Source organism: Streptomyces sp. BBFR25 (genome assembly GCF_044590125.1).
GTDB lineage: Bacteria > Actinomycetota > Actinomycetes > Streptomycetales > Streptomycetaceae > Streptomyces > Streptomyces canus_D.
Genome location: NZ_CP172447.1, coordinates 8,302,835 through 8,316,089, shown reverse-complemented (window position 1 = coordinate 8,316,089; position 13,255 = coordinate 8,302,835). Strand labels below are relative to the sequence as shown.

At 71.7% G+C, this 13,255-nt stretch carries 14 protein-coding genes; 4 read left to right on the top strand and 10 right to left on the bottom strand.

Annotation, left to right across the window (positions count from 1 at the left end):
* Positions 1-10: 10 nt before the first annotated feature.
* The 5 genes from ACGH52_RS37310 to ACGH52_RS37290 form a co-directional block, all read right to left on the bottom strand.
* Complete coding sequence (locus ACGH52_RS37310; RefSeq protein ID WP_399947009.1) at positions 11-856, bottom strand: ABC transporter ATP-binding protein; 846 nt, start codon at positions 854-856, stop codon at positions 11-13.
* 50 nt (positions 857-906) lie between these two features.
* Positions 907-1,239 carry a transcriptional regulator gene (locus tag ACGH52_RS37305; RefSeq protein WP_399946011.1) on the bottom strand — a complete coding sequence of 111 codons (333 nt, stop codon included), beginning with the start codon at positions 1,237-1,239 and terminating at the stop codon, positions 907-909.
* A complete protein-coding gene (locus ACGH52_RS37300; RefSeq protein WP_059297183.1) occupies positions 1,236-1,742 on the bottom strand; it encodes a hypothetical protein in 507 nt (168 codons plus the stop codon). Before ACGH52_RS37300 ends, ACGH52_RS37305 begins: the two co-directional genes overlap by 4 nt.
* Positions 1,743-1,897: 155 nt before the next feature.
* Positions 1,898-3,076: a Cmx/CmrA family chloramphenicol efflux MFS transporter gene (locus ACGH52_RS37295; protein ID WP_399946008.1), complete on the bottom strand. Its 1,179-nt coding sequence runs from the start codon at positions 3,074-3,076 to the stop codon at positions 1,898-1,900.
* Positions 3,077-3,351: 275 nt separating this feature from the next.
* A complete protein-coding gene (locus ACGH52_RS37290; protein WP_399946005.1) occupies positions 3,352-3,978 on the bottom strand; it encodes a TetR/AcrR family transcriptional regulator in 627 nt (208 codons plus the stop codon).
* 140 nt (positions 3,979-4,118) lie between these two features.
* Between ACGH52_RS37290 and ACGH52_RS37285 the strand changes: the two genes are divergently transcribed.
* Entirely contained in the window at positions 4,119-4,880 is a 762-nt protein-coding gene (locus ACGH52_RS37285) for an SDR family NAD(P)-dependent oxidoreductase (protein WP_210976003.1), read from the top strand.
* Positions 4,881-4,919: 39 nt separating this feature from the next.
* On the opposite strand, the gene ACGH52_RS37280 is transcribed toward ACGH52_RS37285, so the two are convergent.
* Positions 4,920-6,722: an NAD(P)/FAD-dependent oxidoreductase gene (locus tag ACGH52_RS37280; protein ID WP_121704076.1), complete on the bottom strand. Its 1,803-nt coding sequence runs from the start codon at positions 6,720-6,722 to the stop codon at positions 4,920-4,922.
* Positions 6,723-6,893: 171 nt separating this feature from the next.
* Between ACGH52_RS37280 and ACGH52_RS37275 the strand changes: the two genes are divergently transcribed.
* Entirely contained in the window at positions 6,894-7,916 is a 1,023-nt protein-coding gene (locus ACGH52_RS37275) for an SMP-30/gluconolactonase/LRE family protein (protein WP_193777849.1), read from the top strand.
* Between the two features lie 14 nt (positions 7,917-7,930).
* Here ACGH52_RS37275 and ACGH52_RS37270 read toward each other — a convergent pair whose 3' ends face one another.
* Complete coding sequence (locus tag ACGH52_RS37270) at positions 7,931-8,524, bottom strand: TetR/AcrR family transcriptional regulator (RefSeq protein ID WP_059296425.1); 594 nt, start codon at positions 8,522-8,524, stop codon at positions 7,931-7,933.
* A gap of 101 nt (positions 8,525-8,625) precedes the next feature.
* Between ACGH52_RS37270 and ACGH52_RS37265 the strand changes: the two genes are divergently transcribed.
* Positions 8,626-9,231 carry a dihydrofolate reductase family protein gene (locus tag ACGH52_RS37265; RefSeq protein ID WP_076972434.1) on the top strand — a complete coding sequence of 202 codons (606 nt, stop codon included), beginning with the start codon at positions 8,626-8,628 and terminating at the stop codon, positions 9,229-9,231.
* Between the two features lie 28 nt (positions 9,232-9,259).
* Here ACGH52_RS37265 and ACGH52_RS37260 read toward each other — a convergent pair whose 3' ends face one another.
* Positions 9,260-10,033, bottom strand: a complete 774-nt coding sequence (locus tag ACGH52_RS37260) for a glycosyltransferase family 2 protein (protein ID WP_076972435.1) — start codon at positions 10,031-10,033, stop codon at positions 9,260-9,262.
* A gap of 86 nt (positions 10,034-10,119) precedes the next feature.
* Positions 10,120-11,061 carry a LysR family transcriptional regulator gene (locus ACGH52_RS37255; protein ID WP_121704080.1) on the bottom strand — a complete coding sequence of 314 codons (942 nt, stop codon included), beginning with the start codon at positions 11,059-11,061 and terminating at the stop codon, positions 10,120-10,122.
* Between the two features lie 120 nt (positions 11,062-11,181).
* On the opposite strand from ACGH52_RS37255, the gene ACGH52_RS37250 reads away from it, so the two are divergent.
* The gene (locus ACGH52_RS37250; RefSeq protein ID WP_059296429.1) at positions 11,182-11,685 is read left to right on the top strand and encodes a DapH/DapD/GlmU-related protein; all 504 of its coding nucleotides are present in this window, start codon (positions 11,182-11,184) and stop codon (positions 11,683-11,685) included.
* Positions 11,686-11,701: 16 nt separating this feature from the next.
* Here ACGH52_RS37250 and ACGH52_RS37245 read toward each other — a convergent pair whose 3' ends face one another.
* Complete coding sequence (locus ACGH52_RS37245; RefSeq protein ID WP_399945997.1) at positions 11,702-13,150, bottom strand: amidase; 1,449 nt, start codon at positions 13,148-13,150, stop codon at positions 11,702-11,704.
* Between the last annotated feature and the right edge of the window lie 105 nt (positions 13,151-13,255).

Sequence of the window (13,255 nt, the reverse complement as noted above, 5' to 3'; positions counted from 1 at the left end):
TGTGTTCCCTTCATGCGGCCTGCGTCTCCCCCTCCGGGCCGTCGCCCGCCCGGTGCACCATGTGCAGGTAGGTGTCCTCCAGCGTCGGGCGGCGGACCTCCAGGCCGGGGACCGGCCCGGCCGCGTCCCGGTGGAGTTCCCAGACCAGCTGCGACGGGTCCGCCGTGCGTGCGCGCCGGGGCGTCCCGTCGTCGGCCGTCCAGCGGACCTCGGCCTCGGCGGCGGCCCGCCGGGCCAGTTCGGCCGGGGTGCCGCAGGCGCGGATTCGGCCGCCGACCAGCATCGCGATCCGGTCGGCGAGCCGCTCCGCCTCCACCAGGTCGTGGGTGGTGAGCAGCACGGTGACGTCCTCGTCGCGGGCCAGCCGCTCGACCAGGAGATGGAACTCGTGCCGCGCCTCGGGGTCGAAGCCGGTGGTCGGCTCGTCGAGGAAGAGCAGTTCGGGGCGGCCGACGATGCCGAGCGCGACGTCCAGCCGTCGGCGCTGGCCGCCGGAGAGCCGGTTCACCTGCCGCCCGGCCTGTTCGTCGAGGCCGACCAGCGCCAGCAGTTCGGCCGGGTCGCGCGGGTCGGGGTAGTACGTGGCGAAGTGCGTGAGGAGTTCGGCGACTCTCCAGCGGGGATGGTCGCGCCAGGACTGCAGGACCAGTCCGATCCGGCCGCGCCAGTCGTCGTTGCCGCGCTCGGGGTCGGTGCCGAGGACGCGGACGTCACCGGCCGAGCGCCGCCGGAAGCCCTCGAGGATCTCGACGGTGGTGGTCTTCCCGGCGCCGTTGGGCCCCAGCAGGGCGAAGACCTCACCGCGGTGGATGTCCAGGTCCACGCCGCGCAGGACGTCGACACCGCCGTACGCCATCGTCACGCCGCGCGCCTCGACGACGGTCTCTTCGGAGGTGTGCTGCCGCGTCACCGTGCCGCCTCCGTCGGGTGCTGCCGGGCCGGTGCCCCGGCGCCCTCGACGATCGCCCGGAGCGCCGCGACGTGTCCTTCGAACGCGGCGCGCCCCCGGTCCGTCAGCCGGACGTTCGTACGCCGCTTGCGGCCAGCGCCCACCTTGCGCAGCTCCAGGTATCCGGCCTCCTCCAGGGTGTGGAGCTGCTTCGAGAGCGCGGAGTCGCTGAGCGAGAGGCTGTCGCGCACGAAGGCGAACTCCGCCCATTCGGTGGGGGCGAGCAGCGCGACCACCGACAGCCGGGTGGCGGGATGGATCAGCTCGTCGAAGCCGGTGGGAACGCTCACCTGCCCACCCCCTCGCCGACCGTCCCGTCCCCCCGGCCGCGCAGGGAACTCATCGACCAGCGGCTCATCGGACCGACGAACAGGACGAACACGGACGCCGAGACCGTGGCCTGGATCAACGCACCCGTCATCGGCTCCAGGGGCTCGACCAGCCGGCCCGAGAGCAGGACCGTCCCGCCGGTCACTACCGCTCCCGCGACGAAGCTCGCGAGCATCCGCCAGTCGCAGCGGGAGTGGTGCAGGCGGACCCGGCTCCTGCGGCTGTACGTCCGGGCCACCGCGCCCAGCACCGCGAGATATCCGGCGAGCGCCAGCCAGACACCCCACCCGGGCAGCTCCAGACCGGTGACGACCAGGAAGACCCACATGCTCACGGCCGTCGCGCAGGTCGCGCCGGGCCCGCCGGACGCCGACCGCTCGACCTCGTCGTACACCCGCTCCTGCGGCACCCGGATGCGCTGCAGGTCCCTCCACGCCTGTTCCGCGTCGACCGGTGTGGTCACGGCCACCGCCTCCCCGTGTGATGTTGCATCCCTCTGCACTTTCCTACCGGGAAAGTTACCCAGGACTTTCCCGGTAGGCAAGTAATGCTGAACGGCCTGCGGGTGCACGCGGTCCTCGCCGCCGTGTCATGGCCGAAGGCGGCTCCTCCTGCGTGTCACCGGAGCATCTCGGCGCTTCGGCCTGCCGCGATCACGGCGCGGAAAGGGAACGCGATGAGCAGTGCGACGGCGATCATGAGTCCGCTCGCCCACAGTGGCCCGAGGTCTCCGGCCGCGGTGCCCAGGGTGGTCGCGGCGACGAGGGGGCCTACGGCGGCACCGGCGTTGAGGGCCGCGGTCGCGTACGAGCCGGCCATGGTGGGGGCTCCCGCGGCCTCGTAGAGGACCCGGGTGATCAGCGTGCTGCCCCACGCGAACGACAGCGCGCCCTGCACGAACACGAGCAGGACCAGGGCGACCGGCTCGTCGGCCAGCACGGCCAGGGCCGGCCAGCCGAGGAGCAGCAGCGGACCGCCGACCGCGAGGACCAGGCCGGGGCGCTGGTCGGAGAGCCGCCCGGCGACGGTGACGCCGACGAAGGAACCGGCGCCGAAGAGCACCAGGACGACAGAGATCCACAGCTCGCCCAGCCCGGCGGTGTCGGTCACCACGGGGGCGAGGAAGGTGAAGCTCGCGAACGTCGCCGCGTTCACCAGCGCGCCGAGCAGCATCACCAGCAGCAGTCTCGGCCTGGTGAGCTGGGCGAGTTCGGTCCGCAAGGCGGGCTCGTCGGCCGTGCCGTTCCGCGCGCGGTGCGCGGGGAGCCCGGCGAGCATGCCGATGGCGGCGGGCAGGCAGAGGGCGGCGACGGCCCAGAAGGTGGCCCGCCAGCCGAGCAACGCGCCGAGTACCGATCCGCCAGGGACACCGGCGACCGTGGCCGCCGTCGTGCCCGACAGCAGTACGGCCAGCGCGCGCCCCTTCTTGTCGGGCGGGACCAGCGCCGCGGCGGTCGTCAGAGCGACGGCGAGGAACCCCGCGTTCGCGAGCGCGGCGACGACCCGGGTCGTGAACAGCACCGGGAAGTCGGTTGTGGTGGCGCCGACGGCGTGAGCCGCCGCGAAGACGAGGACGAACCCCAGAAGGCTGGAGCGCCTGGGCCACGTGCGAGCGAGCGCGGCCACCAAGGGTGCGCCGACGACCATGCCGACCGCGAAGGCCGAGGTGAGCGTGGCTGCCGTCCCGACGGTGACGTCGAGGTCCGAGGCGATGTCCGGCAAGAGGCCGGCGAGCATGAACTCCGAGGTGCCCATGGCGAAGACCGCCAGGGCAAGCAGGTACAGCGGGAAAGGCATCGAGTGGCTCCGAGGTGAGGAGAGGCACGAGGAGGTCATCTCGTCACCGCGGTCAGCCCCCAGGAGACACCCGTCCCACCGCGGAACGCGGCGCGACGGCAGGGCTGTGATCTCAGTGGTTCAGGGGCTGACGGCGTGACCGAAAGCCCCCACCTCGTCCGACTCAGGACTCGACATGGCCCGCACGCTACCCGACCGGGGCCCGCTGGGGCACCTCGGTTTCGCCGGGGCGACCGCAGGGCTGCCGAGGCACGTCGACGCGACCGGTGCCGGAGTCAGGTGAGGCCGGCCGCGGTGAGGTCCAAGGCGGTACGCAGAGTGGCCGCGAGGTCGGCTCGGGCGGGCACGGGGCCGGATTCCGGCTCGGCCGATCGGTAGGCGTGGTGTTCGACGGCCGCACGCAGCGCGGCGTTGAGCATGGCCGCCCAGACGGCAGGCCGTACGTCGTCGTCGGGCAGCCCGGCACGCTCGGCGAGGGCGCGCGCGAAGGCGGGTTCCGCTTCGTCGCGGGTCTGCAGCCAGACCGCGCGCAGGCCCGGTTCGGTGCGGGTCAGCCGGAGCAGGGCACCCACGTCCGGCCCGGCCAGTTCCTCGTCGTCGGCCCACACCTGGTCGAAGGCGTCCTGGAGGGGTCTGCCGGGACGCCACTCCCGCAGCGCGGCGGCGATCAGGTCGATGCCGGTCGAGAACAGCGGCCGTACGCAGCTCTCCTTGGTGGGGAAGTACCGCCACACCGTCCGTGCGGAGACGCCGACCGCCTGCCCGATCTGCTCGCCCGTGGTCGCGGCGACGCCCTGGGCGATGAACAGGCCGACCGCGGCGCGAGCGATCTGCAGCCGGATGGCGGCCCTGCGTTCGTCGGTCAGCGGCGGTCGCCCCGTCCGTCCGCGGGGTGCGGTCATCTGGCCCTCCGGCGCCGGTGATCGGTGTCGTGGGTATTCTGCCCCACGACTTTATGTCACTGCGAGACACAAACTTGTAGGGTGCCGGCACGGCGGGGCAGCTGTCCGCCGCGTCGGCACGTCTCTGAACGGAGCAGTTGATGACCAAGGGCCTGAACGGACGCGGCGTGATCGTCACCGGGGCGGGATCGGGCATAGGCCGCGCGGCCGCGCTGGCCTTCGCCGCCCAGCGGGACCGCGTCGTGGTGGCGGACCTCAACGCCGACGGTGCCGCGGCGACCGTCGAGGAGATCGAGCGGTCGGGCGGCACCGCGGTGGCCGTGACGGGCGACCTGAGCGAGCAGGCCGTCGTCGACCAGGTGACCGCCACGGCCGTGGAGCGGTTCGGCGGTGTGGACGTCCTGGTGAACAACGCGGGAATCATGGACAGCATGTCGGCTCTGGCCGACGTGAGCGACGCCGAATGGGAGCGGGTCATCAGGGTCAACCTCACGGCACCCTTCCTGCTCGCCCGCGCCGTACTGCCGCACATGCTGGCCGCGGGCGGCGGCGCCGTCGTGAACACCGCCTCCGAGGCCTCCCTGCGCGGCAGCGCGGCGGGCGCCGCCTACACGGCGTCCAAGCACGGTGTGGTGGGACTGACCAAGTCGCTGGCGGTGATGTACCGCAAGGCCGGTATCCGCGCCAACGCCGTGTGCCCGGGCGGCACCGCGACCGCCATCGCGGTGGAGGCCGACCGGACGGCGCACGGCCCGGCGGCGCTCGGTCCGCACTTCGTCAACCTCGGCCGGGTGTCCCGGCCCGAGGAGCAGGCGGCAGCGATCCTGTTCCTGGCCTCGGAGGCCGCGAGCAACATCAACGGCGCGATCCTGCCCGTCGACGACGGCTGGTCCGCGGTCTGACGCGGCACCGGTTCCCACGAGGGAACCGCCGGCAGGAACCTACCCCCGTGTCCTGGGGGTCAGGATCTCGTCCATGGACTCCTCGCGCCACCGCTCGAGGAGTTCGTGGAAGGCGACGGCACCGTGGGGGTAGGCGGTGGGGCCGTTCGGCCTGCCGCGTCCCTCGCCGTTGTAGTAGCCGGGGGTGCATTCGGCGTGGAACCAGGCGTGGTCGGGGGCGTGTTCGGCCAGGGTGGCGATCCAGGCGTCCTCGGATTCGCGGGACGGTTCGATGACGGCGCCCCGCGCCTCGGCGGCCGCGATGAGGGCTGCGCCGTGGACGGCGTGCTCGTCCAGTACGTGGGTGTAGTTGACGCTGCTGGCGCTCTGCGTCCCGCCCAGCTGGATCAGGTTGGGGAAGCCGTTGCTGGTGAATCCGTGCAAGGTCCGTGGGCCACGCTCGGCCCACGCGTCCCGCAGCCGGATGCCGCCGCGGCCCCGCACGGGGAGGCGGCCCGAGTGGACGCCCGAGACGCCCACGGAGAAGCCGGTGGCGAAGACGAGGCAGTCGAGGGGGTACTCGGTGTCACCGACCACGACGCCGCGCTCGGTCATCCGCTCGATGCCGTGGGTGTCCGCGGTGTCGACGAGGGTGACGTTGGCTCGGTTGAACGTCTGGAGATACAGGTCGGAGAAGGTCGGGCGCTTGCACGCGTACCGGTACCAGGGCTTGAGCCTGTCCGCCGTGTCCGGGTCGGTCACGACGTCGTCCACGCGGGCGCGGATCTCGTTCATCTTGGCGGCGTCCGCGACCTCGTAGGCCGCTTCGAACGCCGCCCGGTCGCCCTGCCGGCGAAAGCTCGGCAGCAGCTTCTCCAGGAGACCTGCCGTCGCGGTCCACCGGTCGGCGACGAGATCCTCCTCCGCGGCCTCGCCGGAGACGATGCGCAGGAAGTTGTCGCGGCGCTCGCCGGCCCAGCCGGGGCGGTCGGCGCCGACGTCGCGCGCGGTGGTGCGGCGGTTGCCGCGCACGTCCACGGTGGAGGGTGTCCGCTGGAAGACGTAGAGATGTCCGGCGTCCTCGGCCAGTTTCGGTACGACCTGGATGCCGGTGGCGCCGGTGCCCACCACTCCCACCCGCTTGTCCGCGAGGCCGGTCAGGCCGCCGTCCGGGCCGCCCCCGGTGTAGGCGTAGTCCCAGCGCGAGGTGTGGAAGGTGTGGCCCTCGAACCGCTCGATGCCGGGGATGCCCGGCAGCTTCAGCTCCGACAGGGTCCCGGTGGCGGTGACGACGTAGGTCGCCCGGAACTCGTCGTGCCGGTCGGTCGTGACGATCCACGTGCCGGTCGCGTCGTCCCAGGTGAGCGAGGTGACCGCGGTGGAGAACAGGGCGTCCGCGTAGAGGTCGAACTTCTCGCCGATACGCACCGCGTGCCGGCGGATCTCCTCGCCGGGGGCGTACTTCCACTCCGGTACGTAGCCGGTCTCGTCGAGCATCGGCAGGTACACGTGCGCCTCGATGTCGCAGTGGATGCCGGGGTAGCGGTTCCAGTACCAGGTGCCCCCGAGGTCGCCGCCCTTCTCGATGACGCGGACGCGCTCCACCCCCTGCTGACGCAGCCGCGCGCCCGCGAGGATGCCGCCGAATCCGCCGCCGACGATCGCGACGTCCACCCTGTCCCGCACGGGCTCGCGGCCGCCCGTCTCCCCCGCGTAGGGGTCGGCGGCGTAGTAGCCGAACTCGGCGTCCGCGCCGAGGTACTGCCGGGTGCCGTCGGGGCGTACGCGTCGCTCCCGCTCGCGCCGGTAACGCTCCCTGAGTGCGCCGAGCACCTCGACAGTCAGCTCCTGTGAATGTGCCATGTGGGGGGACCTTGTCCTTCCGCTTCGCCGTCAGGAAGCCACTCGTCCGTGAACCGGGCCGGAACCGAAGGGACTTGAGCAGCTATCCATTACGGTAGCAACAACCGGACAAGGTTGTCCGGTTGGCGGTAGGTTGCTTCCGCATACTTTCGGACAGGAAGAGTGATGCACATGCGACGGCTCCCGATCCGGTCCCTCGCCGGGATCACCACGCTGGGCGCGCTGGCCCTCGCGGGGTGCGGCACGCAGACCGCCGGCGCGCCGCGGGACCCGGGCACCGGCGGAGGCGACCGGACCCTCCGCGCGCAACAGGTCATGCGCTTGACGCAGGTGCACGAGCAGACCGGGATGACCCTCCTTGAGGGCCCGGTCTTCGACGAGGACGGCCAACTGCTCGTCGTCGACGTCACCGCGCCGGCCGGCGAGCCGAAGGTTCTGCGGGTGAATGTCCAAAAGAAGACGTCGGAGCCCGTCCACACGGACGCTCGCGGCACCTACACCTCGGCCCAGTTCAGCCCGTACGACGGACGGATCTACCTGACCGACTTCTCCCACGGGGACATCGTGAGTCTGGCCCCGGACGGCGGCGATCCGCGGACCTTCTTCTCCGGCGAGGTCGAGGGGTCACCGATGAACCCCGACGACCTCGCCTTCGACCGGGAGGGAAACCTGTACGTCAGCGACTCCCGCGGCATGTCCGAGGGCGAGGCGAGGGGCCGCGTGGTGCGGATCGACCGCGCGGGAAAGGAGGCCACGGTCCTGGCGGACGGCTTGGCGTCGCCGAACGGCATCTCCTTCGACGCGGACTACCGCGGGCTGTGGTTCAGCGAGCTGACGCAGAACCGCGTCTCGTATCTCCTCCTGGACGGCGAGGGCGGGGTGGCTTCGCGGCACACCGCCATCCGGGTCGACGGCGGGCTCGCCCAGACCGACTCGATCGCGGTGGACGCGGAAGGCAACCTGTACCAGGGCCTGCACGGACGCCCCGCGATGGCGGTCTACGACAAGTACGGTGAGCGCCTTGCCACCGTCGAGGTTCCCGCCCGTGCCGCTCGAGGGCTCGAATCGGCGACCAACGTGGCCATCACGCCCGGCGGCACCAGTGCCTACATGACCGTGAGCGGGCCCGGTGGAGGCTACCTGTACAGCTTCGACGCACTGGGCAAGGGCATCCGCCAGTCCAACGGGGGCTGAGGTCTCCGCTGCGCTCACTCCGCGAACGGGCGCACCGGTCCCACCTCGACGCCGAGCAGCCGCCATGCCGCCCGCGCCCGGCGCTCCCGCTGCTCGCGGGTGGGGCCGATGACGGCACCGGAGACCATGGCGACGGCGATCATGAGGTCGTCGTCCGCCGCGGTCAGCCGGTGACCGTCCGGCAGCCGCGACCGCAGGGCACGTTCGACCCGCTCGGACAGGTCGCGCGCGGCGGAGGGGACACTGGAAGGGCCGCCCGCCCCGTCGGCGTGCAGCAGGCCGATGAACGCCGCCGACTCCGTCAGGTGCCAGGTCAGGACACCGAGCACACGTGGCAGGTCCGCGTCCTGGGCCGCGGCCGTCCGCTCCACCTCCCGGACGTTCTCCTCCAGCACCGCGGTCGCCACGGCCTCCCGGTCGGGAAAGTGCCGGTACAGAACGCCCTGGCCGACCCCGGCGCGACGCGCGATGGCGGAGAGCGGAGCGTCCAAGCCGTGCTCCGAGTAGATCGCCCGTGCGGCGGCGACCAGGGCCGCCCGGTTACGGGCAGCGGCCTTGCGCCCCTCGTTCGCGGGCCGCCGCTCCTCGGGAACACGGTGCTGCGTCACCCCGAGAGAGTACCCGGACGGGGGGTGGCCGGAGCGACCCGCGTTCCGCCGATGAGTTTCCGGCCGCCGCGTGGTCTACCCCTCGACGAAGGGAGCGCACCATGCGCAAGGTCATCGTTTGCACGTTCCTCACACTGGACGGCGTCATGCAGGCGCCGGGTGGTCCGGACGAGGACGCCGAGAGCGGCTTCCGGCACGGCGGCTGGCAGAAGCCGGTGGACGACGACGAGGTCGGCACGGCCATCGCCGGCTGGTACGAGCACTCCGACGCGATGCTGCTCGGCCGCAAGACGTACGAGATCTTCGCGTCGTACTGGCCGACCGCCGATCCCGGCAACCCGTTCACCGAGCGGATGAACAGCATGGACAAGTACGTGGCGTCCCGGAGCCTGACGTCCGTCGAGTGGCAGAACTCCACCCTGCTGGAGGGCGACGTCGCCGATGCCGTACGCAGGCTCAAGACGACTGAGGGTGGCGACATCAACGTCGTCGGCAGCGGCGACCTCGCCCAGACCCTCATGCGGCACGATCTCGTCGACGAGTACCGGCTGACCATCCACCCGGTCGTCATCGGCACCGGCAAGCGGCTGTTCGCCGACGGCGCCGTCCCCACCGCGCTGGAGCCGGTCAGCGTCTCGGCGACGAAGGGCGGCACCGTCATCGGCGTGTACCGGCCGAACGGCAAGCCGAGTTACGACAGCTACTAGGCCAAGGGGATATCGATCGCCGGTCGGCTCAGATCCGGGACTTGCGCAGCGAGTGCCACACGGCCCCGGACAGCGCCAGCGTGGACCGCGGCACCGAGAGGTGTTCGTGCTCCCGGTACAGCCGCCAGTTGTGCTCCACCAGCGCCAGCTTGTTCGAGGACAGCGATCCGGCCCGCCCGGCCCGGTAGACCGCCAGCGGTTCCCGCAGCCCCCGGGCCGCGTGCCCGTCCCTCATGATCGACAGCCACAGCGCGTAGTCCTGCCGTTTGGGCATGTCCGGCATCAGCCTCGTGCCCAGCACGGTCCGGTCGTACATGGCGGTCAGGGCCCCGATGTGGTCCTGCACCAGCATGTCCTTGTACGTCACCCGTTCCCTCGCCGTGACCACGCGCCCGTTCGGCGTGAAGTCGCAGGCCTCGCCCGTGAAGTCGCCGTCGACCTTGTAGTAGGAGGTGAAGGTCAGTGGGGCCTCGCCTCCGGCGGCGAACGCGAGCTGCCGCTCCAGCTTCTCCGGGAGCCACATGTCGTCGCTGTCCAGGAACGCCACGTACTCCCCCCGTGCCCGCTGAAGGGCGAGGTTGCGGGCCCTGGCCGCGCCGCCCTGCTCGGGCGCCGCCCGCGGGCGCACACGCTCGTCCCGGCGCGCCAAGTCCTGGAGCAGGTCCATGGAGCCGTCGGTGGACGCGTCGTCGGTGACCAGGAGTTCCACGTCGGTGTGGGTCTGCGCGAGGACGGAGCGCACCGACGCACCGAGAGTGGCGGCCGAGTTGTACACCGGCATCACCACGGAAACCAGGGGCACTGCCGTGCTCCTTACCCAGGTTGGAGTCGTCATGGACGTCGTCGGACACGACGTGGACCTGCACCGTATCAAGTGGCTCATCGCGCTCACGTCCCTCCTCCGGGGCACGCCCAGCGCGGCACCCACATCTCACCGGACGGGTCGGGTGCGGTCGTGCGCAGGTGGTCGCGCAGTTCGGTCAGCACCGGGTGCCTGTCTCCGGTACGGCGCAGCAGGGTGTGCGGGTAGGCCGGTGTCGGGTCGTGCAGGGGGACGCGTCGCAAGTCGTGGCTCCGGGGCCACAGGTACCGGTCCCCGGCGCCGACGAGGGTGGCCAGGGAGGCCGAGTCGGCCAGCGCGTCCATGAGGGCCTCGTCGCCGAAGTTCGGGCCGAGGGCGTCGATGCTCAGTCCGAACTCCTCGGACAGCGCGTCGTAGAACGCCGACCACTCCGTGCCGGGTCGGATGCCCGGCACCCAGACGCGGTGCGCCGCGAGGTCGGCCGGCCTGACCGCGGGGGCGTTCGCCAGCGGGTGGGCGGGCCCGACCAGGAGCTGCAGAGGGGCGTCCAGGATCCGTTCGGCGCTGATTCCGGCCGGGACCTGGTCCGCGGGCAGTGCGCGGAAGGTGGCGTCGACCGTTCCCTCCAGCACGGCCTGGGCCGCCTGGGCCGCGTTCTCCCGGCTCAGGGTGACCACGTCGAGGTCGGTGTCGGGGCGGGAGCGGTAGAAGCGGTAGACGGCCTGGGCCGGGGCGATGCGCCGGTTGAGGACGTCGACCCGCAGGGGCCTGCTTCCCGGCCGTACGGCGTGCTCGGCCTGTTCGATCGCGGTCAGAATCTTCCTGGCGTGGGGCAGGAAGACCTGTCCGTCCAGGCTCGGCCGAGACCCTCGGGAGGTCCGCACCAGGAGTGCGACGTCCAGGTGCCTCTCCAGCGCCGCGATGCGTTTGGACACCGCCTGCTGGCTGATGCCCAGCTCGTCCGCCGCCGCCTGAAACTGCCCGCCGTCGGCTACCGCCACGAACGTCCGAACCGCTTCGACATCCATGCCGAGAGCGTAGCGGCACAACCAGAGGTTGTGGCCGGTGCTCCGAAGGTTGTTTGCCCGCGAGGTCGCGGCGTTGGTTCACTCGCAGCCATCACAGGACGGTTGTCGCGGGAGGGTGACATGGACTTCGTACAGAAGGTGCAGCGGGCGATCGGCATGGCCGAGCGGATCAACGCGCTCGCGTATGCACAGCAGGAGGAGATTCAACAGCGGTGGAGCGAGCTGACCGGGCAGGCGGTGGACGAGACCTTCCACCTGATCCCGCCCGTCTTCACCGACCACGGTGTGAACATCCGCGTGGGTCGCAACGTCTTCGTGAACCAGGGCTGCCGCTTCAACGACGTCGGTGGCATCGAGGTCGACGACGACGTGATGCTCGGCCCCGACGTCAGCCTGATCACCTCCGGGCACCCACTGGACCCGGCACGGCGGCGCACCGGGATCACGTCGGCCCCGATCCGGATCGGACGCAACGTCTGGATCGGGGCGTCCGCCGTGATCCTGCAGGGGGTGACCATCGGTGCCGACGCCGTGGTCGCCGCCGGCGCCGTCGTGACCCGTGATGTTCCCGCCCGGACCGTCGTCGCGGGGGTACCGGCGACGGTGATCAAGGAGATTCCCTGACCTCACCGGCGTCCTGCTACGGCGCCCGGAAGCCGCCGATCCTCCGCTCGAGCAGTTCGGCCAGCCGCAGCGGCGTGCGGTCCTCGTACATCGGGCCGATGAGCTGCACCCCCACCGGCAGGCCCTCGGGTGACCGGCCCGCGGGTACGGCGGTGGCGGGCAGGCCGGGCATGGTGGCCAGTCCGGCCCAGACGAGCTGATCGAAGTACGGGGACTGGACACCGTCGATGTCGAGCCGGCGTTCCCTCGGATCGGGGTGGTGGTCGTGCGGGAACGCGGGAGTGGGCGTGATCGGACACACCACCGCGTCGAACTCGGCGAAGAACTGCCGCCACCCGTGGCGGTGCAGCTCGCGGCGGGTGTTCGCCTCGATCCAGTCACGGTGGCTCAACACCATGCCGCGCAGCCGCGCGGCGTCGAGACTCCGGTCGTCCACGCTCAACCGGGCGGCGTGGTCGCGCAGTTGCTCGTAGGCCTCGACGGGAAAGCGGGCGACGGAGCCCGAGAAGAGCAACTGCGTGTAGATCAGCGCGGCTTCGGCCAGGTCGGGCAGCAGCGGACTGAGCCGCTCGACGCGGGCGCCGCCGTCGGCGAGCGCGTCGGCCACCCTGTTCACGCCCGCCCGTACGGCGGCCCCGGTCGGAAGGAGCGGATGCCCGTCGAGGACCAGGACCCGGAAATCGCCGAGCCGCTCGTGACGCGCGGGCGGCAGCGTCAAGTCGTACGCCACGCCGAGCGTCAGCGGGTCCGGCCCGGCCATGACGTCCAGCAGGAGCGTGAGGTCGCGGGCCGTACGTGCCATCGGACCGACGACGGCGAGGTCCGGGTCGACCGGCAGCGCCTGCGTGGACGGCGGGACCATACCGCGGCCCGCCGCCAGCCCGAGCGTCGGCTTGTGCGCGTAGACACCGCAGAAGTGTGCGGGGGTGCGCAACGAACCGGCGAGGTCGGAGCCGATGGACAGCGCGCCGAACCCGGACGCCAGCGCGGCCGCGGATCCGCCGGAGGACCCACCCGACGTGCGCCGGTGGTCCCACGGGTTGTTGGTGGTTCCGTAGATCTCGTTGAAGCTCTGCACGTCCTGCAGCCCGAAGGGCACATTGGTCTTGCCGAGCACCACCGCGCCCGCACCCTTGAGCCGTGACACCTGTACCGCGTCCTCGGCCGGCATGTGGTTCCGGTGCGGCGGCATGCCCCAGGTGGTGGGCAGCCCGGCGACGTCGTAGGACTCCTTGACCGTCACCGGTATGCCGAGCAGCGGCCGGTCCTCACCGCGGGCGCGCGCCTGGTCGGCACCGCGCGCTGCGGCCCGGGCCCGGTCGAAGTCCCGCACACAGATCGCGTTGATCTCCTTGTCGTCCCGCTCGATACGGGTGATCGCCTCGTCGGTCAGTTCCGCCGAGGTCACTTCGCCGGCACGCAGGGCAGCGGCCATTTCGTGGGCCGTCGAGAATGTCCAGTCCATGAACCGGGACCGTAACGGCCCCTCGGGGAAGCCACGAAACGCCGCTTCGCGCAACGGGATCGACATCCGTACAACCCTCTACGGCGTACGGATGTCTACTCGGTG